Below are 25,705 nucleotides of genomic sequence, written 5' to 3' on the forward strand. Positions count from 1 at the left end.
AGTCGGTCTCGGGCAGAGCGCTGGGGAGATCGGGTCACCCCGCGCCCAGCTCCTGCGGTCGGAACAACTCTCCGAAGCCCAGCGCCACGAGGTTGTCGTACGAGGTCTGCAGGCATTCCAGCGGCGTGCGCCCATACAGGTCATCCTGTTCGACGAACAGGTAGCGGGCGCCGATCCGAACCGCTTCAGGGATGATCGCGGCGAAGTCGAGATTGCCCTCCCCCACCTCGGCGAACTGCACGACCCCGGCGAACGCGGCCTGGAAGGCGGCGAAGTCGCCCCGGGACAGCGCGGCGAACGCGTCGGGCGCGAGCTGCCCGATGCGATAGTCCTTGAGGTGCACCATCGCGACCCGTTCGCCGTACTTCTGCAGTGTCCGCACCGGATCGAGACCCCCGCGCGCCACCCAGTGCACGTCGACCTCCAGGCCCACGCTCGGCGAACGGTCGGCGATGATGTCGAGGAGGTACTTCCCGTCGTACTTCGCGAACTCGATGTGGTGGTTGTGGTAGTACAACCGAATGCCGTGATCCGCCAGGCGCTCGGCGACCTGCTCCGTCGCGTCGCAGAAGTCGAGCACCTTCTCCAGTGAGGCCATCGCGTCGAAGGGCAGCATGCCGATCCGCAGATACGTGGCATTCAGTCGTTCGCAGTCGGCCACGATCTTGTCGAAGTCTGTCGTCAGTGATTCCCCCGGCATTCCCGCCGGCATGGCGAGCATCGCCGACAGCGCCGCCATCTCGATGCCGAGCTCGTCCTGCGCCTGTTCGAGCTGGTCGACGTTCTCGGGGGTCATCGGCAGCTGCGAGACCTCCACCGCCCGGTAGCCGATGTCACGCACGGCCCGCAGCGTGTCGAACACCCCGATCTCACCGAAGCTGTCCTTCAGCATCATCGCCTGAACACCGATCTTCGCCATGTCGTCTCCTCGTGTCGGTTCTGCTCTGCGGGTCGGTCAGCCGCGCGCGGCGTAGCGTCCCTCGGTCTGGATGCGCGCGTTCAGCTCGGCGAGGAACTCGTCCTCGTCGAAGTCGATCGGCACCTCCCGGCCCGTCCAACTGGACAGGTGGATGGCGTTGGCCAGCCGTACGCCGCGGATGCCCTCGGCGCCGGAGGCGATGAGCGCGGCGCCGTCGAGGATGGCGGCGGCGAAGTTCTGCAGCACGTCGGCGTGCTGTGCACCCCACGGCGAGTCGAACTCGATCGACTCCTGCGTGTAGAACTCGGTGGGGTCGCCCTGCCCCATGAACAGCTTCATGACGTCTTGCATGTCCATCCTCGCGCTGAGCTCCCGCTCGGGCTTGGTCAGGCGCGTGACGGTGGCGGTCTTGCTGTCGTCCACGACGATCTTGCCGGCGGTGCCGAGGATCTCCAGGCGATCTGTGCCGACCATGTCGTGGGTGGCGGTGACGAACACCCCGGTGGCGCCGTTGCCGTAATCCACGAGGGCGGTCACCTCGTCCTCGACGGCGATGTCGCGGCGGAACCCGAATGCGGCCTTGGCGTAGACCGTCTTGGGCACCCCGCACAGCCATTGCCACAGATCCAGCTGGTGCGGCGCCTGGTTCACGAGGACGCCGCCGCCTTCGCCGCCCCAGGTGGCGCGCCATTGGCTCTGGTCGTAATAGCCCTGGGGCCGCCACCACGTGGTGATGATCCAGTTGCTGCGCAGGATGTCGCCGATCTCGCCCGCGTCGATGATCTCCTTCAGGCGCACGTAAAGGGGATTCGCGCGCTGATTGAACATGAGCGCGAACGTTACCTCGGGGTGCGCGGCGGCTACGGCATTGAGCTCGGCGACCTGCTTGGAGTAGACCCCCGCAGGCTTTTCGACGAGGGCGTGGATGCCCTGCTCGATCGCGGCGATCCCCATCTCGGGGTGCAGGTAGTGCGGCACTGTGGTCACGACCGCGTCGACGGTGCCGCTTTCGAGCATCTCGCGATAGTCGGTGAAGAACGGGATGCCGGGGCACAGCTTCTCGGCCTCGTCCGCCTTGGCCGGGTCGTGGTCGCAGATCGCCCCGACCTCGATGTTGGGCACGCGTCCGGCCTGGATCAGCTGCGCGTAGATGCCGCCCTGGGCGCCGAGGCCGATGATGCCGAGGCGAATCTTTCCGGTCATGAGGTGGTGCTCCATTCTGCTGGCGCCGGTGAGGGCGCGAACCGTTCGGGATAGGACTGTTCGTACACGTCTTGGATGATTTCGAGAGACTTCTGCGCCTCGAAGGCGTCGATCCAGAAGGGCACAGGGCCATCGAGAGACCGGTAGAAGTCGTGGATGAGACGCACGTGCGCGCCGCCCCAGTACGCGCGATCGCCGCTTCCCATCGCGTCCTCCACGACGTGTTCGGTCGAACCGTCGGCACGGGTCACCACGAGGTCGCCGCGGATCAGGAGGCGCCCGTTCTCGGCGACGACCTCGATCTCGACGGGGGCGTTCTCGATGTGGGCGAGAGTGGCGAACAGCACGCTTCGCGCGCCGCTCGCGTGCTCGAGGACCATCTCGGCGGTGTCCTCCACCTCGATGACGTCGCCGAGCACGCGGGTGGCGACGCTGCCGGTGACGGCAGCGACGTCGCCCACGAGCCACTGCAGCAGGTCGACGGTGTGGATCGCCTGGTTCATCAGCAGCCCGCCCCCGCTGCCGGCCCACGTGCCGCGCCACGGGCGCGAACGGTAGTACGGGGCTGCGCGATGCCACAGCACCGAGGCACGGGCGCCGTGCACATCGCCCAGCTCACCGGAGTCGAGGATCTCCTTCGCCCGCCGGACGGCGGTGTTGTACCGGTTCTGGAAGCAGACGCCCAGCTGTGCGGTGCTGCGCGCGGCCGCTTCGGCCATGCGTGTACCGTCCTCGCGGGTCGCCGCGAGCGGCTTCTCGGTGAGCACGTGGATGCCGCGCTCCAGCGCGTCGACGGCGACCTGGGCGTGCTCGGCGTGCGGGGTGCACACGTGAACGACGTCCGGCCGGACCTGCGCGAACAGCTCGAGGTGATCGGCGTAGCCGACGACGCCGTGCGCGGCCGCCGCGGCTTCGCGGCGGCCCTGGTCGGTGTCGCTCACTCCCACCAGCTCGGCTTCGGGGGCCTGGACGATCGCGTCGAGGTGGACGACCGAGATATCGCCGCAGCCGACGACCGCGACTCGAAGTGGCCGGTTCATGCCAGATCCACGCCGAGGTCGTCGGTGAGGCGCCGGAACGCGCGCGCCGCGCGCCCGAACGCCTCGGGACCGGAAAAGCCGCCGAGCGCGAATCCCGAGGCGAGGTGCGGCTCGAGCGAGGCGAATCCGGCGTATCCGTCGTCGCGCAGGGCGGCGAGCGTCTCGCGGAGCTCGCCGTCGCCGTCGCCCGCCGGCACGACCTCGCCGGTGTCGGCTATCGCGTCCTTGACCTGCAGGTAGTCGACGTACGGGCGCAGCATCCGGTACCCGTCGGTGAAGGGACGCACGCCCACCTGCACGAAATTGGCATTGTCCCAGGCGAGGCGCAGCGCGGGCGAGCCGACGGACTCGACGAGGTCGAGCACCCGCTCGGGGGTGTCGCCGTAGATGTCCTTCTCGTTCTCGTGCAGCAGCACGACGCTCTCACGCTCTGCCTCGTCGGCGAGCAGCCTCATCCGCGCCAGCACGTCGTCGCGGATCGCCTCTACCGGCACGCCCTCACCGCGGAAGAACGAGAAGACCCGGATGCTGCGGGTCTGAAGCGCTTGCGCCACCCGGATGATGCGGCGCAGACGCTGGACTTCGAGATCGGCATCGAGGGCGACGTCCACCTTGCCGATGGGCGAGGCGACCGCGGAAACCCGCATGTCGGCGCGGTTCAGGATGTCGCGCAGGCGGGTGAGCTGATCATCGTCGAGATCGACGACGTTCACCCCCCACGCCGAGCGCACCTCGATGTGCCGAGCACCCAGGGCCGTGAGGACGGCGGCCTGCACGACCGGGTCTGGGTCGATCTCGTCGCCGAAGCCCGAGAGGTTCCAGGCGAGGTTCACCATGCTCTCCCGTTCTCGCCGAGGACACCGTAACCGTACGCATACGCGCTGCCGGCACTGTCGACATAGACGTAGTCGTCGCCGCATTGCATGCCGGGGACATCGCGCGGCGACGCCGCCACCGCGGCCGCATCACGCGGCACGGTCAGCGGCAGGCGCCCACCGGGGGCGTCCTCGCCCGTGAGGACCGCGGCGAGGTTCGCCGACGTGATGCCGAATGTTCCGAGGACCGCAGCCGCGCCGGGTTCTACATCGGCGATCACCCACGGATTGGTGAAGCTGACGACGAGCGCCGTGGGAACGGCATCCTCGATCGCCTTCACTCGCTCCACATCGATCCCACGGTCGGCGAGCTCCACCGAGATCGGGGCTCCGGGTCGGTCGTCGCCGCCGAAGAGCGAGATGACTGGGAGCACCCACACGACTGCGACATCCGCCTGGCTCGGATCGTCGACGATCCGGTCCGCGCCCATCCGATCGGCCAGCGCCGTCCGCAGCGTCCGGGTCAAGCCCTCCGCCCCCATGCGGGCGAACGCCTCGACATAGATGCGCGTGCCGTCATCGGTGAGCGGCAGCAGACCGCGGTCGTTGCGCAGCAGCGTGACCGACCGGCGCTGGGCCGCCTCGGCTGCCGCACGGGCGACCGGATCCGTCGTGACGGTCTCCGCCTTCTCGGCATCCACGTACGGGTTCTCGAACAGGCCGAGGGCGAACATCTCCTGCAGCAGCAGGGTGATCGGACGATCGAGCTCATGCTCCTCTAGCGCACCGGCGCGAAGCGCCGCGACGAGGTTCGCTGGGTCGAGTTCATCGCTGACGACATCGCTCCCGGCTCGCACGAGCTTCACCCAGCGTTCGACCGAGGTGAGTTCCTGAACACCCCACGCCATCCCGTGCAGCACACCGGAGTCGGTGTTGATGTAACCGCTGAAGCCGAGCTTCTCACGCAGCAACCCGGTCAGCAGCGCCGTGTTGTAGGCGAAGGCCACTTCCTCGAACTGCTCGTCGTCGCCGCGCAGGTCATCGGACAGCTGGCCCGCAGAGGAGTTCACCGGCTTGGAGTAGTACGGCATGACCGATGCGACGCCTGCGTCGATCGCAGCCTCGAAGGGCGGCAGCTGGTACTTCTCCAGGCTTCCCGCCGTCGGGTACTCATTGTCCTGCCCCCACGCGAAGTGGGGGTCGTGGCCGTCCGTGCGCACGCCGCCGCCAGGGAAGTGCTTGACGGTGAGGGCGATCGAATCCCGACCGAGCGTCTCGCCCTGGAAACCGCGGACCATCGCCGCGATCAACGCTCCCACGTGTGCGGGATCCTCACCGAGCGTCCCACTGAACCGGCTCCACCGCGGTTCGGTGGGGACATCCGCCATGTAGCCGTACATCTTATGCAGCCCCGACGCCCGCCACTCGCGGCGGGCGACGCGTGCGAACTCCTCGACGGCCTCTTCGTCCATGAGGGCGGCAAGGCCCAGTTCGCCCGGCCACTCCGAGAACACGCCGGATGCCTCTTCGATGCCCATCACCGCTGTGTTCCCCGCGTGGTTGCGCGGGTTCGAGGTGAGCATGACGGGGATGCCGAATTCGGTGTCCTCGGCGAGTTCCTGCAGTTGGTTCGACCAGGCCGCGAGATCGGCCGCCGTGGGATTGTCGCGCACGATGAGACGGCGCTGGTGGCGCGTCTGGATCGCGCCGCGCGAACTCGCCGCGTGCAGCGCCGGCTCTGCCAGCGGCTCGCCGGTGATCGTCTGCCGAGTGGAGTAGCCGTCCTCCGCGCGCAGAAACGATCCCGACGCGTCGGCGACCGGTCTGCGGGTGAGCACCGACGGATCCGATCGGAAGTCGGGAAGCCCTCCATTCTCGGCCACGAACGGCGACCCGTGCATGTAGTGGGAGCCGATGATCATCAGCCCCGCCTTCTGCTCGACGCTCAGTCGCGTCAGAAGATCCTCGGCGCGTTCGCGAGGGGTCAGCCGCCAATCTTCGTATGGAGTGAGTTCGCCGTCGCCGTCGAGATCCCGGAACCGCAGCCCGTCGACCTCGATGATCGCCTTCGAGCGCGAGCCGAGTTCGGGCTGTGCGGTCACGGTTCCCGTCGACGTCATGCCTTGCTCTCATGTTCCTGCGCCTGCTCGGCGGCGAGCGCTTCTGCTTCGGCTTCGTCGAGCGCACGCTGCCGCGCGGCATCCGGCGGGTAGATCCGGTACATGATCGTCCACAGCACCGCGTTGATCGCGTACGGTACCGAGATGATCCAGAACATCAGCGTCTGAAGTCCCAGCGAGTCCGCGAGGAAGCCGAATGCGAGGCTGAGCAGCGCCGCGAACAGACCCTGCACGAACGAGAAGATCAGGGCGTAGGCGGTCGCCACGACGCTCTTGTGCACGACGGATCCGACGATGGGCAGCACCGCCCCCGGGTGGCCGATCGACGAGATCAGTCCCATGACGAACACCGCGACGTAGGCCGCGATGCCGTGGCCCCAGTCGATCTGGAACAGCAGCAGCGTGCCGACGGCGTAGGCGGCGAGGTATCCCTGCATCATCATGACGCGACCGCGCGGCCCGAACCTGCGGTCGAACCAGTCGCCGAGGAATCCGCCGATCAGCCCGCTGATGACGGCACCGAGTGTGAAGACACCCAGCAGCAGGGCGGCATCCGCCGTCGTCCAGCCGCGCTCGTCGACCCAGAACACGACGAAGAACGCGAACAGCACGAGACTTGTCGTCAGCATGACCTGGATCGCCATGAACAGAATCGTGCGGTTCTTGAGCAGCCCCACCGCGTCGCGGAAGTTGAACTTCATCGCCTCGGGGTCGATCGCCCCGACCGGGGTGTGCAGCCTCGGTTCGTGAACGAATAGGAGGATCAGGATGCCGGAGAGCACGCTGATGCCGCCCATCGCGAACATGCCGTAGCGCCAGCCGTCCTCGACGTTGGCGAACTGGCCGATGAGTGGGGTCGCGACCACGGACGCCAACGTGGCGATGGTCCGCAGGATGCCGAACGCCTTGCCGCGCTCCTTGCGGCCGTACATGTCGACGATCAGGCCGTTCGCGATCGGCTCACTGGCCACGGTGCCGATCACGCCGATTCCGTACAGGATGAACAGCTGGATCGAGTCCTGCGCGAAGCCGGCAGCGATGGTCCATAGCCCCCACAGCCCGGTGGCGATGAAGAGGATCTTCTTGCGCCCGAACCGGTCGGCAAGACCCGCCCAGATCGGACCGAAGAGCATGCGGGCGAAGCGGCTCATCGCCGTCAGGATGCCGAGGGCGCTCGTCTGCAGCCCGAGGGAGTCGCGGATGACGGGGAACAGGGTGTTGACCAGACCGCCTTCGAAGCCGTCGACGATGCTTGCGAAGGCCAGGGCGACAAGGCCGCCGCCTCGGCCCTTCACCTTTTCGACGCGAGGAACTGCGGCCGTGTTGGTTCCGTAGGTGGCCTGGGCCTGGGTGGCGTCGAGCGGCTTACGCATGGAAACCTGCCCGACCCTGGTGCTGCGATCGCGTGGCACGCATCTGAACTCCTTTGTCTGAGATGCCCGACCTCCCACGGGAGTGAGAGATCGACATGGCCATTGAACAACGAGTAGCGGAGGTTGTCAACCGGTTGCCACATATTCTTCACGACAATCTGAGTTCGGGCCTCCGTTTCGCGTATTGCATGCAGCAACCCAGTTGACAATCGCTTGCCGTCGGCTGTGCGCGTCCGTCGCGGTGGGCTGCGCCATGCTCACTCCCGTGGTGGGCAGACGCATGATCGACCGCTCACACGTGCCGGAAGCGCACCGCTTGACCGGGCCGGAGCTGCGCGACCGCGTCGAGCGACTGCGGCGCCACGATCGCGATCACGGGGTAGCCGCCCGTCACCGGGCGGTCGGCGAGCAGGATCGTCGGCCGGCCGTCGCCCGAGACCTGGATCGACCCCGGCACCGTCGGCTCGCTCGCGAGCTCGCCCGCGCGGCGCCGCTCGAGGGCGGGGCCCAGGAGGCGTGCCCCGATGCGATCGGCCTGCTCCGAGAGGCGCCATGCGGCCTCGAAGAGCGTCGCGCCCGCGGCATCCGTGAACCAGTCGGCCCGTGGGCCCGGAAGCAGCGCGAGCGTGACCGTGCCCTGCGGCGGCGGGAACGCGACGTCCTGGTCGATCAGCGGCACGGATGTCTCGGGCTCCGCCCCGATCGCGAGCATCTGCCCGGCGACGACCGGGTCGGGGCCGAGCCCGGCGAGCGTGTCCCGGGAACGCGAGCCGAGCACGCGCGGCACGTCGAGTCCGCCGCGCACGGCGAGCACGTACCGGATGCCGCGCTCCGCGACCCCGATCTCGAGCACCGATCCGTCTCGGACCCGGGCCGCCGTGTAAGGCGCGACGGCGCGCCCGTCGACGACGACGCTCCCCCACGCCCCGGTGACCGCGAACCACGTCTCGCCCTCGAAGCGGGCACGGAACCCGCCGATGAGCAACTCGAGCGCGGCCGCGCCGTCGGGGTTGCCGACGAGACGGTTCGCGAGCGCATGCGCGCCGCGGTCGAGCGCGCCGGATGCCGGGACGCCGAGGTGCGCGAGCCCCGGCCGCCCCAGGTCCTCGACGAGCGCGAGCGCTCCGGGCTGCTCGACGTTCAGGCGGATCATCCCGCGCCGATCGCCTCGAATCGCACGCGCCGACCCGGCACGAGGAGCGCGGGCGGGTCGGCCTCGGGGTCCCAGAGCGCCGCATCGGTGCGGCCGATGAGCCGCCAGCCGCCGGGACTCTGCCGCGGGTAGACGCCGCCGAACGCGCCCGCGAGCGCGACCGCGCCGGCGGGCACGCGCGTGCGGGGCGCGTCGAGGCGCGGCACCTCGAACGGCCAGCCGTCGCTCACGAGGTAGCCGAATCCCGGCGCGAAGCCGATGAACGCGACCCGCCACTCGATCGACGTGTGGCGGGCGACCAACGCCTCGTCGGAGACCCGCAGCAGGCCCGCCGTGGCGGTGAGGTCGTCGCCGTCGTAGGCGACCGGGATCGTCACGGGCTCGGCACTCGCGCCCGCGGTGCGCGAGCCGGCCTCGGCCGGGATGCGCCGAACCCAGGTGGCGGCCGACTCGAGGGGCAGCACGGCCGGATCGATCGAGACGAGGATCGTGCGTGCGGCGGGCACGAGCTCGACGATGCCGGGCCGCGGGTCGGCCGCGAGCGCGTCGTGCAGCGCGACCACCTCGTCGAGCGAGTCGCACTCGACGAGGAGCGCGGCCTCGCCGCTCGGCAGCAGCCGGCGGCTCATGCGAACGGCCTGAGCTCGACGGTGCCCTCCAGGGCGCGGCGCACGGTCCGCGCGATCTCGACGGATCCGCGGGTGTCGCCGTGCAGGCAGAGCGAGTCGGGGAGGAGGTCGACGCGCGCGCCGTCGACGGCGGCGATCCCCCCGGTCTCGGCGAGTTCGAGTGCACGCTCGGCCGCGGCGGCCGGGTCGCCGATGACGGCGCCGGGTTCGCCCCGGGCGAGCAGCGATCCGTCGGGCGCGTACGCCCGGTCGACGAACGCCTCGCGGGCGAAGCGGAGGCCCGCGGCATCCGCTGCCCGTTCGATGGCGCTCGCCGGCGGGCCGAGGATCGGCAGGCCCGGGTCGTAGGCGGCGACCGCCTCAGCGTACGCGTGCGCCGCGGCCTCGTCGGCCGCGAGCCGGTGGTAGAGCGCGCCGTGCGCCTTGACGTAGCGCACCCGCGTGCCCGCGACGCGGGCGAGGGCCTCGAGGGATCCGAGCTGCACGAGGAGCTCGGCCGCGAGCTCGGCGGGGCTCGTGTCGAGTGCACGCCGGCCGAAGCCGATGCGGTCGCGGTACCCGGGATGCGCGCCGAGCGAAACGCCGTTGCGCACGGCGAGCTGCGCGCTGGCCGCCATCGTGACGGCGTCGCCGGCGTGGAACCCGCACGCGACGTTCGCGCTGGTGATGAGCGCGAACATCGCCTCGTCGTCGCCGACGCGCCACGGGCCGAACGATTCGCCGAGGTCGCTGTTCAGGTCGATCGCAGGCCTCATCCTCCCATTCTGGCCGAGCGCCCTGCAGACTGGGACGGGGAGGCCGGATGCCACGAGCGACGAGCACGGGGGCCGCGCCCCGCCGCGCGACCGGCCGGCGGGCGGCATCCGCGCTGGCGATCGCCGCCGCCGTCGTCGCGCTCGCCGCCTGCACGCAGGCGCCCATCCCCACCCCGACCCCGTTGCCGTCGACGCCGGCGCCGACCCCGGCGACCCCCGCTCCCGCGACGCCGACGACGCCGCCGGCCGTGCTGCTGCCCGCCGGCGGGCCCGAGGTGATCGCCGAGGGCCTCGACGCGCCGTGGTCGATCCTGCGACTGCCGGGCGGCGGCGTGCTGGTGAGCGAACGCGACACCGCGAACGTCGTCGAGGTGCGGGGCGACGGCTCGCTGCGGGTGGCCGGCACCGTGCCCGGGGTCGTGCCCGGGGTCGTGCCCGGCGGCGAGGGCGGCCTGCTCGGGCTCGCGTTCCTCGCCGCCGACGGGGAGCGGCCCGCCTACGTCTACGCGTACTTCACCGCGGCATCCGACAACCGGATCGTGCGGATGCCGCTCGCCGGCGCCCCCGGGTCGCTCGGCCTCGGCGCGCCCGAGGAGCTGCTCACGGGCATCCCCAAGGCCGGCAACCACAACGGCGGTCGCATCGCGTTCGGCCCCGACGGGTTCCTCTATGCGACCTCCGGCGACGCCGGCGACCGGGATGCGGCGCAGGATCCGGCTTCCCTCTCGGGCAAGATCCTGCGGATGACGCCCGAAGGGCGGCCCGCGCCGGACAACCCGTTCGGCAACCTCACCTGGTCGTTCGGGCACCGCAATCCGCAGGGCCTCGCATGGGATGCCGCGGGCGACCTGTGGGCGGCGGAGTTCGGGCAGAACACGTGGGACGAGCTGAACCGCATCAGCCGCGGCGCGAACTACGGGTGGCCGGTCGTCGAGGGGCAGGCCGGCGACGGGCGGTTCGTCGACCCCGTGATGCAGTGGTCGACGAGCGAGGCGAGCCCGAGCGGCCTCGCCATCGTCGGCGACACGCTGTTCCTCGCCGCGCTCCGTGGCGAGCGGCTCTGGTCGGTCGCCCCGGCGACGGCGGGCGGCCCGCTCTCGGCGGCGCCGTGGTTCACCGGCGAGCTCGGGCGGTTGCGGGATGTCACGGCCGGCCCCGACGGCGAGCTCTGGTTCATCTCCAACAACACCGACGGACGCGGATCGCCGACGCCGGGCGACGATCGGCTCTACCGCGTGCCGCTCGCCCCGGCATAGCCTGCACGCCGGTGCTAGCGTCGGACCATGACCCCGCTGGAGCTCGAGAACCTCGCGCACCTGCGGCGTGCCCGCGACCTGATCGACCGGGAGTACGCGAAGCCGCTCGACGTGCCGACCATGGCCGAGAAGGCGCTCATGTCGCCCGCGCACTTCTCGCGCCAGTTCCGGGCGGCCTACGGCGAGACGCCCTACAGCTACTTGATGACTCGCCGCATCGAACGTGCGATGGCGTTGCTGCGGGTGGGCATGAGCGTCACCGACGCGTGCATGGCCGTCGGCTGTACCTCGCTCGGCTCCTTCAGCTCGCGGTTCACCGAGATCGTCGGCATCACCCCGTCGGAGTACCGGAGACACGAGCACGAGGCGATCATGGCCATGCCTCCGTTCGTCGCGAAGACGCTCACGCGTCCGGCGCGCAGCACGTCGAGCGGGAACGCATCGAGCAGGATCTGAGAAGCGGCCGGTCGGGCACCCGCGTAACGTCGCCGACATGACCATCGCACTCCAGTACCTCAACATCACCGTCAACGACGTCGACGAGTCGCTTCCCTTCTACCGCGATGCGCTCGGCCTCGACGTGCAGAACGACGTGTCCTCCGGCGGGTTCCGCTGGGTCACCCTCGGCAGCGATGCCCAGCCCGGCCTCGGCATCGTGCTCTCGGTGCCGCACGCGGGCCGCTCGCAGGCCGATGGCGACGCGTTGCAGGAGCTGCTCACCAAGGGCTCCCTGCCGCTGCTCGTGTTCCGCTCCGACGACCTCGACGCGGCGTTCGAGACCCTGCGCTCCTCGGGCGCCGAGGTGCTGCAGGAGCCGATGGACCAGGGCTGGGGACCGCGCGACTGCGCGTTCCGCGACCCGTCGGGCAACACCGTCCGGATCGCGCAGGCGCCCGCCGCCTGATCCGCGCCGCCACCTGCGTGTCGTCGGGCGGGTCTATCCTCATCCCATGGCGGATCTCGAGCGGGTGCGACGGTGGGCCGAGGCCCTCATCGTGCTGCATCTCGATCCGGCGATCTGGAGCTTCGGCTTCGACAACGCGAAGAAGCGCGCGGGGCTCTGCAACTACACCGCGCATCGCATCTCCGTGTCGCGCTACCTCGCGGCGCGATACGACGACGACGAGATCTACCAGATCCTCCTGCACGAGGTGGCGCACGCGCTGTCGGGCCCCCGCGCGGGTCACGGCCCCCGGTGGGCGACGATCGCCGCCGATCTCGGCTACGTGGGCCGTCGCACGCACGACGGCGAGATGGCGCACGAGCTCGCGTCATGGGTGGGCCGGTGTCCGGCGGGCCACGAGCATTTCCGCTACCGTGAACCGCATCGCCCGCTGAGCTGCGGCATCTGCCGCCGCGGCTTCGACCTGGCGAACCTCATCGTCTGGCATCATCGCGAGATCACCTCGGCGGTGCGGCGGCGGGCCGCGAGCGCGGCCGCCGAGTGAGCCCGGCGGGGGCGCGAGCGCGGCCGCCGAGTGATGCGGCAACCTAACCGGCTAGAGTGGTTGCGTGCCCGTCTCCACCGTCTCGATCCCGGTCGGGCAGTGGTTGACGACCGACGGCACGCGCTGGTGGTTCGACTCGGGCTCGTTCGCGCTCGACTTCGTCTACACCGGCCCGATCGGCGGCGACCCCGCACGGGAGCTCCTGCACGTGCCCGACGACCTCACGGCCTGGCTCCGCGAGCGGTTCCCCGTCGCCGTGGGTGCCGCCCGTTCCCGAGAACTGTTCGACGCGATCTCGCTGCGCGACGCGATCGGACGGATGGCGCGATCGGCCGCTCGCGGCGAGCCCGCACGTGTCCAGGAGATCGATCTCGTGAACCTCTACGCGGCGACGCCCGACATCCCGCCCGCACTCGCCGGCGGATCCCGTCAGGCCGGTCGATCGGTGCAGACCGTCGGCCAGGCGCTCTCGACGATCGCGCGCGATGCCGTCGACCTCTTCGACCCGGCGCATGCGGGTCGCATCCGGGAATGCAACGGCAGCGACTGCACGATCGTCTACCTCGACACCTCGCGGGCGGCGACCCGCCGCTGGTGTTCGATGCAGCGCTGCGGCAACCGGGCCAAGGTGCGCGCGCACCGCGCCCGCGCGCGCAGGTCCGGCCGGCCCGCGGCGGCCTGACGCCGGTCCATGGGGCCGTCGGTCATCCGCCCAGCCCGCCGTCGCCGTCGCCGAGAACCGGCACGTCGGTCGACACGTCGATCTCGGTGGCCGACCGAACCTCTGGGCGACGCCCCTGCTCGACGAGCCCGACGGCGCTGCCCGACGCACCGATCAGGTGAGTGGCGGCGTGCCGAAGGCCCTCGAACGCCGCGCACGCGACGGCCGCCTCGGGCGAGGTGTGGTCGATGCCGAGCGCGATGAGTGCGTCCACCACCGCACCCGCACCGAGCTGATCCTCGATCGTGAAGCGCAGTTCGTCGCCGCCGGCCTCGCCCGCGGCGATGATCGCGACGAGAAGCCGCTCGCCGCTTTGCTCCTGCAGTTCGAGGATGCGGCGGGCCACCGCCGTGCGGTTGCGAAGCGACGCGGCGAGCACGACGACGTCGCGGTCGGCCAGCCCGGCGGCGATCGCCTCGCCGCTCACCTCGCCCCTCGCCTCGCCGCCGGTCGACGGCAGCACGTCGACGACGACCACGACGTGCGCGCCCGGCAGGATACGCTCGGCCCCCGCGACGCCCCAGTCGAACCGGACCTGGTACTTCGCCTGACCGCAGGGCGCCACAGAATCGCTCACTGCGACAGGCTAACGCCCGTCTCCCATCGCGTCGTAGGCGGCGAGCGCCTCCGCGTCGCTCGCACGCGACGCCGCGCGTCGTGCCGCGTCGAGCGCCGACACGGGGTCGGGCTCCTGCCGCGCCATCACGAGCTGCCGCTCGGCCTCGGCGAGACGCGTGCGCGCGTCGGCCCCGATCCGGGCACCGCCGCGTTCGATGGCGGCGCGGGCGACACGCGCCTGGCTCTCGGCGATCGCGATCGCGCCGCCGAGGGCCCCCCGAGCACCGTCGATACGACCCTGGGCGTTCCGGGCCGCGGCACGGGCCACCTCGAGGCGATCGCGCGCGGCGCGCAGCCGGTCGCGATCGGCGAACGGGTCGCCCGCGACATCCGCACGCGCCGCCATCACCGCAGAGGCCTCCCCGATCGCCGCGCCCAGGGCCGACTGCGCGTCGGCGTCGTCCTGGCCGTCGCGCTCGTGCCTCGCCGCCACGAGCTCGCCGTCGAGCGCCGCGGCAGCCTCGGCTGCGTCCGTCTGCGCGGCGGCGAGGTCGAGTTCGATCCCCTCGATCTCGGCGAGGTCGCGCCCGGCGCGACCCAGCCAGTCCGACGCGTCGGCGAGCAGCTCGGCCGTCGGCTCGGCCCGGGCGAGGCGCCGCTCGGCCTCGTCGAGCGAGGCGGATGCCGCCGCGAGCGCCGCATCGACGCGAACGGATGCCCCGTGCGCCCCGCCGAGCGCCGATGGCGCGAATCGCGTGGCGAGACGGTCGAACGCCGAGGCGGCCTCGTCGCGACGGCGCTCGAGCCGCGCCGCCTCCTCGCGCAGGGCGGGAACCGAGTCGACGGCCCCGCGTTCGGCGCGCCGGCGGGTCGCCAGTCCGTGTTCGGCGGTGTCGAGTGCGTCGAGCGCGGACTCGCAGAGCTCGACGATCCGCGAACTCCAGGTTCGTCGTTCGCCCGCGGTGTCGGGTTCGGCGTCGTCGAGCCGCTGCTGCAGCAGGAACGCCCCGCGCAGGCGTCGACGCGCGGTCTCGAGGGCGTCCCGCACGTCGCGGGCGACCGCCGCACCGAACTGCGCCTCGGCGAACGCCACCTCCCGGTCGGCTTCGCGCACGGCCGTGTCGGCCCGCACGATGAGCCCCTTCGCGCGCACCTCGAGCTCACGAGCCGACTCGAGGGCGGCGCGTTCGCGGCCCGCGCCGAGTCGCCGGAATCCGATCACGCCGCCCACGAGGGCGACGGCCGCGGCACCGAAGACGAGGAGGGAGGGCAACCACCAGAGTCCGTCGGCCATGAGCGGAGTATAGGGGGCTTGGCAGCGGCATCCGGCCGTCCTACTCTCGGCAGATGCGGGTGCTCCTGAAACTCACGCTCGATTGCACGCCGGATGCCGCGTGGCGGGCCCTCCGCAGCCCCGCCCTGCTGCGCGAGGTCGTCGCACCGTGGCTCGACTTCTCCTCCCTCGAAGCCGGCGGACTGCCGACCACCTGGCCCGAGGGACCGCACCGCGTGCGCGCCCTCGCGTTCCGCCGCTTCCCGGCCGGCGAGGAGATCGTCGACGTCAGCTATCCCGGCGGGCTCCCGACGGGCGTGCGCATGCTCCGCGACGGCGGCGGCGTGCTCACCGGCCCGCTCTCGGTGTTCGACCGGTGGGACCACCGCATGGCGGTCTCGGAGCTGCCCGACGGGCGCACGCTCTACCGCGACCAGCTGCTCGCCGGGGCGGGGGCGTGGGACCTCGTTGCGTGGTATCCGACGTGGGCGTTCTGGCAGTGGCGGGGCATGCGGCTGCGGCAGCTCGCCCCGGGTTGGTCGTACGATCCGCCGGGCACGGCCGACGCGGAAGCCGCCTCCGGAACGGATCCCTCGGATCACGGCAGGGAGCGCTTCGTTCGCAGCCAGTAGTCAGCAGCCGCCACGGAAGTCGTTCCCCGTTCCCCGTATGCCAGTTCCCCCTCATTGAACTGTCCACGAGGTCGTGAGACACACTGTTCACGAGGTCCCGAGACAGGAGTGTCTACGAGGTCATGAGACTTCACACCTCATCGATGAGGCGGAACTGGCATACGAGAGAACGGAAACTCGAGTGTGGGCATTCATCCAACAGAACCAGCCTCACCGAACAGTGAGTTCCTCATTCGAGCACTACCCGGAAACTCGAATCTGAGGAGTCCGGCGCCGCGGCCAGCGCCGCAACGAGACCCGGCCCCCCGCGACCTGAACCCCTCGCACAGCACACGCGCAGGGGCATCCGCTACAGTGGTCACGGCGACGGTCCCTGAGCCCCTGTCGAAGGGCGCGACACAACCGCCGCCTGCGTCGTAGAAACGCTTCCGGGCAGGGCCTCTTCCAGAGGGCGCCCGATGACTCTCATACGGCGAACGGATTCGCCGACCGGCGTCTTCGCCAATGCCCACCGCCGGGTCCCGGAACGGCTGCTCCGCGGCCACCTCGACCGGCGATGGTTCCCTGCCTGAAAGGCACCAGTGACCGACATCACCTTCGCAACGCTCGGCGTGCCCGCACCCCTCGTCGCGGCCCTCGCCGCCGACGGGAAGAGCTCGCCCTTCCCCATCCAGGTCGATACCCTGCCCGACACGCTCTCAGGGCGCGACGTGCTCGGCCGCGGCAAGACCGGCTCGGGCAAGACGCTCGCGTTCTCCATCCCCATGGCGGCGCGCCTGGGCGGCAAGCTCGCCGGCGGCAATCGCCGCGCGGGTCGCCCGCTCGGCCTCGTGCTCGCACCGACGCGCGAGCTCGCCACGCAGATCGACGCGGTGCTCGCGCCGCTCGCCGCTGCGTACGGCATGAAGACCACCACGATCTTCGGCGGCATCAACCAGAAGCGCCAGGTCGACGCCCTGCGTGCCGGCGTCGACATCGTCGTCGCCTGCCCGGGCCGCCTCGAAGACCTCATGAAGCAGGGCCACGTCACGCTCGACGCCGTCGAGATCACCGTGCTCGACGAGGCCGACCACATGGCCGACCTCGGGTTCCTCCCGGTCGTCACGCGCATCATGGACAAGACTCCGCAGGGCGGCCAGCGCCTGCTCTTCTCCGCCACGCTCGACAACGGCGTGGACAAGCTCGTCAAGCGCTTCCTGCAGAACGAGGTGCTGCACTCGGTCGACGAGGCCACCTCGCACGTCGCCGCGATGACCCACCACGTGTTCGAGATCGACGACGTCGACGCCAAGAACGAGCTGGTGCGAACCCTCGCGTCGGGCACCGGCCGCCGCATCCTCTTCATGCGAACCAAGCACCACGCGAAGAAGCTCGCGAAGAAGCTCACCGAGCAGGGCGTCCCCGCGGTCGACCTGCACGGCAACCTGTCGCAGCCGCAGCGCGACCGCAACCTCGCCGCGTTCGGCGACGGCTCGGTCAAGGTGCTCGTCGCCACGGATGTCGCGGCGCGCGGCGTGCACGTCGACGACGTCGAACTCGTCATCCACGTCGACCCGCCCATGGAGCACAAGTCCTACCTGCACCGCTCGGGCCGCACGGCGCGCGCCGGCAGCGAGGGCGACGTCGTCACCATCTGCCTGCCCGGCCAGAAGCAGGACCTGAAGACGCTGCTGCGCAAGGCCGCGATCACCGTGGCCCCCCAGCGCGTGACCGCGTCGTCGCCCGCCGTGACGTCGCTCGTCGGCGAGGTCGCCGCGTACGTGAAGCCCGCGCCGAAGGCCGCGCAGCCGCAGGGCGGCGCCGGTCGACCGATGCGACAGGGTCAGGGCGCGTCGCAGGGCGCCAACGCGCAGCGCAAGCGCGCCGCTCGCGATGAGCGCGCCGGCTCCGGCGAGGGCCGCCCCGTGCAGGGCCGTTCCGGTCAGGGTCGCGGACGCGGACGCGGCCAGTCGGATGTCGCGCCGTCCACGCCTCGCCGCGATCGCTCCGGTCGTCCAGCCGAGGCGAAGGCGCACGCGCCGAAGCAGGGCGCGGGCCACAGCCGCGGCGCCCAGACGACGGGCGCGAGCCGGTCCCTGAGCTCGTCGAAGGGCGGGGCATCCGGCCACGGTGCGAAGCAGCCGCTGCGGGTCGGCAGCCTCGTCTCGCCGTCGCGGAGCACCCGCACGAACCGCCGCGCCCAGGGCTGACCCCGCGCACCGACACCGAAGCCCCGCCGACGACCCGATGGTCGACGGCGGGGCTTCGCCCTTTCTGCGCAGTCCGCGGCGAGGTCAGTAGGCGGCGTAGAAGCTGCCGATCACGCGATCGACGGCGTCGAAGTCGGTGTCGGCGATCGCCTGCGCCGCCACGACGACCGAATAGGTGCCCGGGTAGTCGTTCGCGCCGATGACGACGTAGGTCGCCTGGCCGCCGCATCCGGTGAAGATCTCCCAGACGCCCGTGTGCATGCCGTCGTCGAAGGGCTCACGGCCCGTCGACACGCAGCCCTGCGAGGCGAGATCGCCGGCCACGAGGTCGGCCGCGGCATCCGGTGCCATGCCCGCCGCCGCCTGCGAGGCGTACACCGACACCCCCGGCGTCGACCACGATCCCTGGTACGCCGCGAGGTCGGGGGCCGCCGAGACCGAGTCCCACACGGTGCCGTTCGCGTCGGTGACGGCGGCGCCGTCGACCTGGCTCCAGCCCGCGGGCACCTCGACGTTGATCGCGTTCGAGTCATCCGTGATCGTGACGAACTCGCCCGAGGCCGGCTCGCCCGTGCCCCCGCCCACGACCGGAACGGCCGTCACTGCGTCGCCGTTGAACTGGCCGCGGTAGTAGGCGTCCTCGGCCGGGCGATAGAGCTCGACCGCCAGCGTGGCGTCCTGGCCGTGGGTGCGCAGCACGTCGCAGTACTCGGTCATGGTGCCCTCGGCCGCGAGGCTCACGCCCTCCATGCGGGTGAGCAGGTCACCGGGCTCGACGCCCGCCTTGTCGGCGGCCGAACCCGACTTGACGGAGTTGACCCAGACGCCGAGTCCGGCGCCGTCCTCGCCGACGAGTGCCTCGCCGTTGATCCCGAGGCTCAGCACGTCCTCGCCGTCCACGAGATCGCTGATGACATCGAGCACCGCGTCGCGGTGGATCGCGAAGTTGTAGTCGAGCTCGTCGTTGCCCGCGTAGTTCACGCCGACGAGGGCGCCCTTCGAGTCGATGAGCGGGCCGCCCGAGTTGCCGCCGCGGATGCGCGCGTCGTGCTCGATCACCCCGTCGATCGACGCCCACGGCGTCTCGCCGCTCGTGCTCGCCTTCGACACGATCCCCCTCGTCTCGGTGAAGGTCGGGTCGCCGAGCGGGAAGCCCGCGGCGTAGACGTCGAGTGCGGTTTCGATGTCGCCCTTGCGCCAGTCCATGAACGGGTAGCTGCCCTTCTCGAGCTGCACGACGGCGAGGTCGAGGCACTCGGAGGAACCGAGCACCTTCGCGGAGAGCTCGTTGGTCGTGTCGCCGCCTCGCCACACCTTGAGGGTGCCGGCGCCGGTGACGACGTGGTTGTTGGTGACGGCGAGGCCATCGGAGGTGATGATGAAGCCGGAGCCGCGGCCGGCGGCCTCGTAGCCGCCCTCCTCGGGCGACACGAACGTGCCGACGGCTTCGAGCTGGATGGTCGCGGACTGCACGCCGTCGAATCCGACGGGGCCGTTGGCGGCGGCGGTGGGGACGCAGCCCGCAAGGGTCGCGGCGACGGCCGCGGCGCCAGCGAGCGCGATGATCCTGGTGGAGTTCTCAGACATGATCACGAACGTATGGCGGTGCGGGTATGCGGCAGCACCGGGTTGCCACCGGACTGGGGTGACGCCTCCCCTGACCCCCGTCCCGGTGTTGTCCCGGAGCGGCGACCGCCGGTGTGACACGGCAGGCGCACCCCGCCCGCGTCGATTTGGGGGCTGGCGCGCGCTGGCTTAGTCTCTGGACATGAGCACCGAAGTTGTTGCCGACGTCGTGATCCGCCCCATCCGCGACTCCGACGTGGAGGCCCTCGGCCGCGTCCACGCCACCTGCTGGCACGAGACCTACGACCACCTGATCAGCGCGGCCGCCTTCGAGCACCTCTCCCCCCGCCGCATGGCCGAACTCTGGACCCACATGGCCGCCCGCGGCGAGGAGTACAACCAGTTCGCCGCGCTCGTCGACGGCGAGATCGTCGGATTCGTCGGCTCGGGCCCGGCACGCGACGAGAACCCGCCGCGCGAGCGCGAGCTCTACTTCATCTACCTCCTCGACGCGTACCACGGCACCGGCATCGGCCAGAAGCTCTTCGACGCCGCCTGCGGCGATCGGCCCGGCTACCTGTGGGTCGCGAAGGACAACCCCCGAGCGCACCGCTTCTACGCGCGCAACGGATTCGTCGCCGACGGCGCCGAGCAGCTGCAGCCGTTCCTCGGCGAAGAGGTCCTCGAGGTGCGCCTGGTGCGCTGAGGCCCGGCGCCTGGTTTCGGCGCAGGGCCGCAGCGTGGGGGTTTCCGCTGTCGGCGGTCGTCGCTAGCGTGACGAGGGTCGGCCTCAGCCGACGGATGCCACGAGAGGACCCTCGATGACCGACCCTGCCGCGCACCCCGCACTCGACTCCCTCGCCGGCCGCTTCGGCGACCGGCTCGCCTTCCCCGGCGACCCCCGCTGGGACGCGTTGCGCTCCCCCTGGAACCTCGCGATCGACCAGCATCCCACCGCGGTCGCGGCGCCCGCCGACGTCGAGGAGCTCCGAGCGCTCCTCACCGCCGCCCGCACCGACGGGCTGCAGCTCGCGGCGCAGCCGTCGGGCCATGGGGCATCCGGCACGCTCGACGGCGCCGTGCTCGTGCGCACGGCGGCCTTCGACCGGCTCGAGGTCGACGCCGACGCCCGCGTCGCCCGCATCGGCGCCGGCGTGCGCACGGGCGGCCTGCTCGATGCGCTCGCGGGAACCGGGCTCGTCGCGATGACGGGCTCGAACCCGGTGGTGAACTTCACGGCGTTCACGCTCGGCGGCGGGCACTCGTGGTTCGCGCGCTCGTACGGGTTCGGATCGAGCTCGCTCCGCGCGGTCGAACTGCTCACCGCCGACGGCCGGCACCGCTGGCTGCGCGACGCCGACGATCCCGAACTGCTGTGGGCGTTGCGCGGAGCCGGCGGCGCGTTCGGCGTCGTCACCGCGATCGAGGTCGACCTGCATCCGGCTCCGGTGCTGACCGGCGGGCGCATCCTCTTCGAGGCCACGGATGTCGCGGCCGTATTCCGCGCGACGGTCGCCGCCGGCCGCACCGCTCCCGACACGCTCGCGCTGCACGCGGGCGTCGTACGCATCCCCGACGTGCCGCAGGCGCCCGCCGAGCTGCGCGGCACCACGATGGTGGCTGTCGAGGCCGTCGAGCTCGGCGAGACCGAGGCCGGGCGCACCGCGCTCGATACGATCCGCGCTGCGGGCACCGTCGTGCTCGACTCGGTCGGCCGCATCGACGCGCCCGCACTCACCGCCATCTCCGACGAGCCCACCGACCCGTCAGCCGGGTACGGCTGGTCGGCGCTCGCCGACCTCGACGACGCCGGCATCGACCGACTCGTCGAGGCGTGGCAGTCACCCGAGGGGCAGCCCGTGATGGGCCTCGCATTCCGTGTGCTCGGCGGTGCGCTCGCCGCTCCGACTGCGCGGCCCGGAATCGCCGGGGCGGTGCGAGAGGGCCACATCGTGAGCGGCCATGCCATCGGCGTGCCGGGGGCCGCTGAACCCGCGCAGCAGGGGTTCGCCGCGCTCGACGCCGCGCTCGGCGTCGCGGCATCCGACCGCACGTTCTGCACGTTCCTCGCACCCGACGTCGGGTACTCGGGCGCCTATGCGGAATCCGACGTCGCGCGGGCAGCGCGCGTGAAGGCAACCGTCGACCCCGAGAACCGCTTCCGCGGCAACCGCGACTTCGTGTGAGTCGAGTCGAACGGAGCGAGCCGACGGGAGGGCGGCGACGAGGCGGGCGCGCTAGCGTGAGTCGATGAGCATTCCCGTGATCCTCGACGTCGACACCGGCATCGACGACGCCCTCGCCATCCTGTTCGCGGTGCGGCATCCGGCCATCGACGTGCTCGGCGTCTCGTGCGTCGCGGGCAATGCGCCGCTCGCCCAGGTCGTGGACAACACGCTGCGCATCCTCGACGCGGCGGGCGCTCCCGAGATTCCGGTCGCCGCCGGGGCCGCGCGGCCGCTCCTCGAGAACCCTCGCGCCTCATCGCACGTGCACGGCGCCGACGGCCTCGGCGGCATCTCCCTGCCGCCCACCCGGCGCCGGGCGGAATCGGTCGGCGCGGTCGAGCTGCTGCGCCGGCTCATCCTCGACCACGACGCGCCCGTGACCCTCGTCGCGCTGGCTCCCCAGACGAACCTCGCGCTCCTGCTCCGCACCTACCCCGAGGTGGCCGGCCGCATCGAGCGCATCGTCGTCATGGGCGGATCGGCCAGTGTCGGCAACGCCACCGCCGTCGCGGAGTTCAACGTCTGGCACGACCCGGAGGCGGCGGCGATCGTGCTCGATTCCGACGTGCGGACCTATATGTACGGCCTCGACGTCTTCAACCGCGTGGCGATCGACCATGACGTCGCCGTGTCGCTCGAGCGCGGCGACGATGCCCTCGGCCGGGTGGTCGGCACGCTGCTCGGCCACCGCATCCAGCTCTCCGCAGACGAGTCCGCCGAGTACACGGGACTCATCGGCGACGCAGGCGCGGTGTGCTCGCTCGTCGACCCGCTCGCGCTCCGCACCGAGGTGCGACCAGTGCGCGTCGAGCTCGCCGGATACGGGCGCGGGCAGACCCTCGTCGACCTCCGCCGGTTCCCCGGCGAGGAGATGCTGCATGGCGGCGCCGATGAATGGGCGAACGTCGAGATCGCCCTCGACGTCGATGCGCCGCGGATCGCGCGCCTGTTCCTGGACACGCTGGGCCTGGGCTGAGCGACCGGCCGGGTCGTCGGCGCACGAAGCACCGGCATCACTCAGCGAATCGCCCCCACCGACGCGAGCGCCTGCGTGAGCAGCACGCCGCGGCCGCCCTCCATCTCGGCGGCGACGCCCGCGGAGACGGCCTCCTCGGGTGTCATCCACGTCACCTCGAGCGCGTCCTGGCGCGGCTCGCAGGTACCCGTCACGGGCACCACGTACGCGAGCGACACGGCGTGCTGCCGCTCGTCGGTGAACGGGGAGATGCCGGGCAACGGGAAGTACTCGGCCACGGCGAACGGCACCGGGCTCGCGGGCAGCAGCGGAAAGGCCATCGGCCCGAGGTCCTTCTCGAGATGCCGGAACAGCGCGTCGCGGATCGTCTCGCCGTACATGACACGGCCCGAGACCAGCGTCCGCGTGATCTCGCCGACGCTGTTCGCACGCAGGAGCACGCCGGCCTCGGTCACCTGGCCGATGCCGTCGACCCGCACGGGCACCGCTTCGACGTAGAGCAGCGGCAGCCGGCCGCGGACCTCGGCGAGCTCGAGATCGGTGAGCCAGCCCGGGTTCGCCGGCGGACGCACGGCGGGGTCGTCATCGGGGTTCCAGTCGGGGTCCGGCGTGCGCACGCTCATGCCTCGATTCTGCCCCACCGGGTAGCGTTGACCCATGCTCCCTGCGCAGATCGACGATGAGGCCGTGCTCTGGTCGGCGTCCGAGGCCGACCGCGCGGGGCGGCCCCTGCTCCTCCTGCTGCACGGGTTCAACTCGAACGAGGGCGATCTGTTCGGCCTCGCGCCCTACCTGCCGCTCGAGCCCGCGATCGCGTCGCTGCGCGCCCCGAGCCACACGGGGTACGGCTATGCCTGGTTCCCGCTCATGGCCGACGGCGTCGAGTCGGCGATGACGGCAGCGGATGCCGCGACCGGGGCGATCATCGACTGGCTCGACCGGGTGGCACCCGAGAGCCGTTCCGTCGGCGTGCTCGGCTTCTCGCAGGGCGGCGCGATGGCGCTCGAGCTCCTGAGGCGTGCACCCGACCGGTTCGCGTTCGCGGTGAGCCTCGCGGGCTTCGCGCTCCCCGGCGAGCGCGAGGGCGACGAACGCCTCGCCGAGACCGCTCCGCCGGTGTTCTGGGGCCGCGGCACGGCCGACCAGGTCATCGACCGATCGTTCGTCGCAGGCACGCAGGAGTGGTTGCCCGCGCATGCCACGCTCGACGAACGCATCTACGAGGGACTCGGCCATTCCGTCTCGGAGCAGGAGCTCGCGGATGTCGCGGCGTTCCTGCGGGCGCGCTACGGCGCCTGAGCGCACAGCGCGCCGCATGTCGAGGAACGCCGCCGAAGGGCGATGCGTCTCGTGAACCGCCCGAGTATCGGCGGCTCCCAATAGTGTCCTCGAAACGGAAGAGGAGAGCGATGCCCACGACCATTGACCACGCCAGACCATCGTTGTTGCGATATAGGTAACAATCCGCGGTGAAGGTTCGCGTTTCCTTGACGAAGCTCGAGCGCACCTGCACCGTCGAGCGAGAAATGAAGAAGGCCTACGACGCAACGGTATGCCGGGCTCTCAAGTTACGTATCGGTGAGCTGCGCGCAGCAGAGAATGTGGATGACCTGTTGTTGGGAACGGGCCGCTGGGAACGACTCGTCGGAGATCGGGCGGGTCAGTGGTCTGCCCGGCTGACGAAGAACCGGCGTCTCGTCGTGCACGAAGAGACGACCACCGAAGTGATGATCATCGAACTCGTCGACTACCACCAGGTCCAGGAGAAGACCATGAGCAGCGAACCCGACTATGTCGTCTCGACCGGGGACCACCTCGCCGAGTGGATGGACGACAATGACGTGATCGCGGCCGAGCTCGCCCGGCGCCTGGGCACGTCACGCAAGCACGTCAGCGAGTTGCTGAACGGAAGAGCACCGCTGACTCGTGGCACGGCCATCTCGCTCGAGGAGGTCACCGGCATCCGCGCTCGAATCTGGAACCAGTAAGAGGCGCTCTACCGCGAAGACCTCGCCCGCCTCGACGCCGACACGGCATTCGCTGCGCAGTACGACAGTGCCACGGCATATCCACTCGCGTACCTTCGGAAGTTCGGATACATCCACGCGAAACGCGGCGACAAGGCGGGCACGGTCAGCCAACTTCTGGCACTGTTCGGCGTGGCCAGCTTCGACGCGTTGGAGACGACCTGGGCCGAAGGCAGCGTCGCCTACCGGCGTGTTGCCGTGACGCGGGAGGCTGCGCCGGAGTTGGAGACCTGGCTCACACTCGGCGAGCGGACGGTCGATTACGGCGAGCTCAAGGAGTTCGATCGGCCCGGCCTCGAACGATTGCTTCCCGACCTTCGGGTACTCAGCGGAACCGACCCGGCGAGCTATATCCCGGAGTGCGTGAGGTCGCTCGCGCAAGTCGGCGTCGCACTCCGCTTCGTCCCGCCGATCCCGGGGCTCGGCATCTACGGAGCGACCCGATGGGTTCGCGGCCGACCGATCGTGCAGCTGTCGCTCCGCCAAAAGACCGATGACCAACTCTGGTTCACGCTATTCCACGAGTTCGGCCACATCCTGCTTCACAGCCAGAACGGCCTGTACCTCACGGGCGACGCCGGCACGCCCGAGGAGGAAGCAGATCAGTTCGCCGCCGACGCCCTGATCCCACCCGCGTATCTTGCTCGCCTCCCCCGTCGCCGCGATCTCGCTGCTGTCCGAGCGCTCGCCGATGAACTCGGCGTCGCACCGGGCATCGTCCTCGGCCGCGCGCAACGCGAGACCGGTGACTACGCGTGGGGTCACAGCCTCAAGCAGCGTTTCGACTTCGTCGCTGAAGAATCTGCCCCGTAGATCACCGCAGC

Annotated in this window: 26 protein-coding genes; 13 read left to right on the top strand and 13 right to left on the bottom strand. The window is 70.9% G+C overall.

The features are described from left to right. Positions 1-34: 34 nt before the first annotated feature. The 9 genes from ACFWN7_RS09935 to ACFWN7_RS09975 all read right to left on the bottom strand — a co-directional run bounded on the left by ACFWN7_RS09935 (position 35) and on the right by ACFWN7_RS09975 (position 10,007). On the bottom strand, positions 35-919 hold the full coding sequence (locus tag ACFWN7_RS09935) for a sugar phosphate isomerase/epimerase family protein (RefSeq protein ID WP_376938644.1): 885 nt from the start codon (positions 917-919) through the stop codon (positions 35-37). Between the two features lie 36 nt (positions 920-955). After that, on the bottom strand, positions 956-2,122 hold the full coding sequence (locus ACFWN7_RS09940; protein WP_376938645.1) for a Gfo/Idh/MocA family protein: 1,167 nt from the start codon (positions 2,120-2,122) through the stop codon (positions 956-958). Next, positions 2,119-3,162, bottom strand: coding sequence for a Gfo/Idh/MocA family protein (locus ACFWN7_RS09945; RefSeq protein ID WP_376938646.1), 1,044 nt, complete (start codon positions 3,160-3,162; stop codon positions 2,119-2,121). Before ACFWN7_RS09945 ends, ACFWN7_RS09940 begins: the two co-directional genes overlap by 4 nt. Then, complete coding sequence (locus ACFWN7_RS09950) at positions 3,159-3,998, bottom strand: sugar phosphate isomerase/epimerase family protein (RefSeq protein ID WP_376938647.1); 840 nt, start codon at positions 3,996-3,998, stop codon at positions 3,159-3,161. The genes ACFWN7_RS09945 and ACFWN7_RS09950 overlap by 4 nt, the downstream gene beginning before the upstream one ends. Further along, positions 3,992-6,079, bottom strand: a complete 2,088-nt coding sequence (locus ACFWN7_RS09955; RefSeq protein WP_376938648.1) for a glycoside hydrolase family 3 protein — start codon at positions 6,077-6,079, stop codon at positions 3,992-3,994. The genes ACFWN7_RS09950 and ACFWN7_RS09955 overlap by 7 nt, the downstream gene beginning before the upstream one ends. A gap of 14 nt (positions 6,080-6,093) precedes the next feature. Next, positions 6,094-7,470, bottom strand: coding sequence for an MFS transporter (locus ACFWN7_RS09960; RefSeq protein ID WP_376938649.1), 1,377 nt, complete (start codon positions 7,468-7,470; stop codon positions 6,094-6,096). Positions 7,471-7,762: 292 nt separating this feature from the next. Continuing rightward, the gene (locus ACFWN7_RS09965; RefSeq protein WP_376938650.1) at positions 7,763-8,623 is read right to left on the bottom strand and encodes a biotin-dependent carboxyltransferase family protein; all 861 of its coding nucleotides are present in this window, start codon (positions 8,621-8,623) and stop codon (positions 7,763-7,765) included. Continuing rightward, positions 8,620-9,252 carry an allophanate hydrolase subunit 1 gene (locus ACFWN7_RS09970; protein WP_376938651.1) on the bottom strand — a complete coding sequence of 211 codons (633 nt, stop codon included), beginning with the start codon at positions 9,250-9,252 and terminating at the stop codon, positions 8,620-8,622. The genes ACFWN7_RS09965 and ACFWN7_RS09970 overlap by 4 nt, the downstream gene beginning before the upstream one ends. Then, entirely contained in the window at positions 9,249-10,007 is a 759-nt protein-coding gene (locus ACFWN7_RS09975) for a LamB/YcsF family protein (protein WP_376938652.1), read from the bottom strand. The genes ACFWN7_RS09970 and ACFWN7_RS09975 overlap by 4 nt, the downstream gene beginning before the upstream one ends. Positions 10,008-10,054: 47 nt before the next feature. Between ACFWN7_RS09975 and ACFWN7_RS09980 the strand changes: the two genes are divergently transcribed. The 5 genes from ACFWN7_RS09980 to ACFWN7_RS10000 all read left to right on the top strand — a co-directional run bounded on the left by ACFWN7_RS09980 (position 10,055) and on the right by ACFWN7_RS10000 (position 13,393). Continuing rightward, positions 10,055-11,263 (top strand): PQQ-dependent sugar dehydrogenase, encoded by a 1,209-nt coding sequence (locus tag ACFWN7_RS09980; RefSeq protein WP_376938653.1) that lies wholly within the window; start codon positions 10,055-10,057, stop codon positions 11,261-11,263. A 27-nt stretch (positions 11,264-11,290) separates the two neighbouring features. Beyond that, entirely contained in the window at positions 11,291-11,719 is a 429-nt protein-coding gene (locus ACFWN7_RS09985) for a helix-turn-helix transcriptional regulator (RefSeq protein ID WP_376938654.1), read from the top strand. Between the two features lie 37 nt (positions 11,720-11,756). Continuing rightward, positions 11,757-12,167 carry a VOC family protein gene (locus ACFWN7_RS09990; protein ID WP_376938655.1) on the top strand — a complete coding sequence of 137 codons (411 nt, stop codon included), beginning with the start codon at positions 11,757-11,759 and terminating at the stop codon, positions 12,165-12,167. Between the two features lie 46 nt (positions 12,168-12,213). Further along, a complete protein-coding gene (locus tag ACFWN7_RS09995) occupies positions 12,214-12,711 on the top strand; it encodes a SprT-like domain-containing protein (protein ID WP_376938656.1) in 498 nt (165 codons plus the stop codon). 64 nt (positions 12,712-12,775) lie between these two features. Next, a complete protein-coding gene (locus tag ACFWN7_RS10000) occupies positions 12,776-13,393 on the top strand; it encodes a CGNR zinc finger domain-containing protein (protein WP_376938657.1) in 618 nt (205 codons plus the stop codon). 22 nt (positions 13,394-13,415) lie between these two features. Here ACFWN7_RS10000 and ACFWN7_RS10005 read toward each other — a convergent pair whose 3' ends face one another. Both ACFWN7_RS10005 and ACFWN7_RS10010 read right to left on the bottom strand, forming a co-directional pair. Then, positions 13,416-14,009 (bottom strand): 2-phosphosulfolactate phosphatase, encoded by a 594-nt coding sequence (locus tag ACFWN7_RS10005; protein WP_376938658.1) that lies wholly within the window; start codon positions 14,007-14,009, stop codon positions 13,416-13,418. Between the two features lie 9 nt (positions 14,010-14,018). Further along, entirely contained in the window at positions 14,019-15,284 is a 1,266-nt protein-coding gene (locus tag ACFWN7_RS10010; protein ID WP_376938659.1) for a hypothetical protein, read from the bottom strand. Positions 15,285-15,337: 53 nt separating this feature from the next. On the opposite strand from ACFWN7_RS10010, the gene ACFWN7_RS10015 reads away from it, so the two are divergent. Beyond that, positions 15,338-15,895: a hypothetical protein gene (locus ACFWN7_RS10015; RefSeq protein WP_376938660.1), complete on the top strand. Its 558-nt coding sequence runs from the start codon at positions 15,338-15,340 to the stop codon at positions 15,893-15,895. Between the two features lie 581 nt (positions 15,896-16,476). After that, entirely contained in the window at positions 16,477-18,084 is a 1,608-nt protein-coding gene (locus tag ACFWN7_RS10020) for a DEAD/DEAH box helicase (protein ID WP_376938661.1), read from the top strand. Between the two features lie 84 nt (positions 18,085-18,168). Here the strand turns inward: ACFWN7_RS10020 and ACFWN7_RS10025 are convergent, their stop codons facing one another. After that, a complete protein-coding gene (locus ACFWN7_RS10025; protein ID WP_376938662.1) occupies positions 18,169-19,671 on the bottom strand; it encodes a S1C family serine protease in 1,503 nt (500 codons plus the stop codon). Between the two features lie 181 nt (positions 19,672-19,852). On the opposite strand from ACFWN7_RS10025, the gene ACFWN7_RS10030 reads away from it, so the two are divergent. From ACFWN7_RS10030 to ACFWN7_RS10040, 3 genes are all read left to right on the top strand, one after another. Next, positions 19,853-20,356, top strand: coding sequence for a GNAT family N-acetyltransferase (locus ACFWN7_RS10030; protein ID WP_376938663.1), 504 nt, complete (start codon positions 19,853-19,855; stop codon positions 20,354-20,356). A 115-nt stretch (positions 20,357-20,471) separates the two neighbouring features. Then, on the top strand, positions 20,472-21,836 hold the full coding sequence (locus ACFWN7_RS10035) for an FAD-binding oxidoreductase (protein ID WP_376938664.1): 1,365 nt from the start codon (positions 20,472-20,474) through the stop codon (positions 21,834-21,836). Between the two features lie 64 nt (positions 21,837-21,900). Continuing rightward, entirely contained in the window at positions 21,901-22,854 is a 954-nt protein-coding gene (locus ACFWN7_RS10040; protein WP_376938665.1) for a nucleoside hydrolase, read from the top strand. Between the two features lie 41 nt (positions 22,855-22,895). Here ACFWN7_RS10040 and ACFWN7_RS10045 read toward each other — a convergent pair whose 3' ends face one another. Then, positions 22,896-23,477, bottom strand: coding sequence for an NUDIX hydrolase family protein (locus tag ACFWN7_RS10045; protein ID WP_376938666.1), 582 nt, complete (start codon positions 23,475-23,477; stop codon positions 22,896-22,898). A 34-nt stretch (positions 23,478-23,511) separates the two neighbouring features. On the opposite strand from ACFWN7_RS10045, the gene ACFWN7_RS10050 reads away from it, so the two are divergent. From ACFWN7_RS10050 to ACFWN7_RS10060, 3 genes are all read left to right on the top strand, one after another. Further along, entirely contained in the window at positions 23,512-24,153 is a 642-nt protein-coding gene (locus ACFWN7_RS10050) for an alpha/beta hydrolase (RefSeq protein ID WP_376938667.1), read from the top strand. Between the two features lie 188 nt (positions 24,154-24,341). Next, positions 24,342-24,842, top strand: a complete 501-nt coding sequence (locus ACFWN7_RS10055) for a helix-turn-helix domain-containing protein (protein WP_376938668.1) — start codon at positions 24,342-24,344, stop codon at positions 24,840-24,842. Between the two features lie 171 nt (positions 24,843-25,013). Then, positions 25,014-25,694, top strand: coding sequence for an ImmA/IrrE family metallo-endopeptidase (locus tag ACFWN7_RS10060; RefSeq protein WP_376938669.1), 681 nt, complete (start codon positions 25,014-25,016; stop codon positions 25,692-25,694). The last annotated feature ends 11 nt before the right edge of the window (positions 25,695-25,705 follow it).

The sequence above is a fragment of the Agromyces sp. NPDC058484 genome, assembly GCF_042720415.1.
Taxonomy (GTDB): Bacteria; Actinomycetota; Actinomycetes; order Actinomycetales; family Microbacteriaceae; genus Agromyces.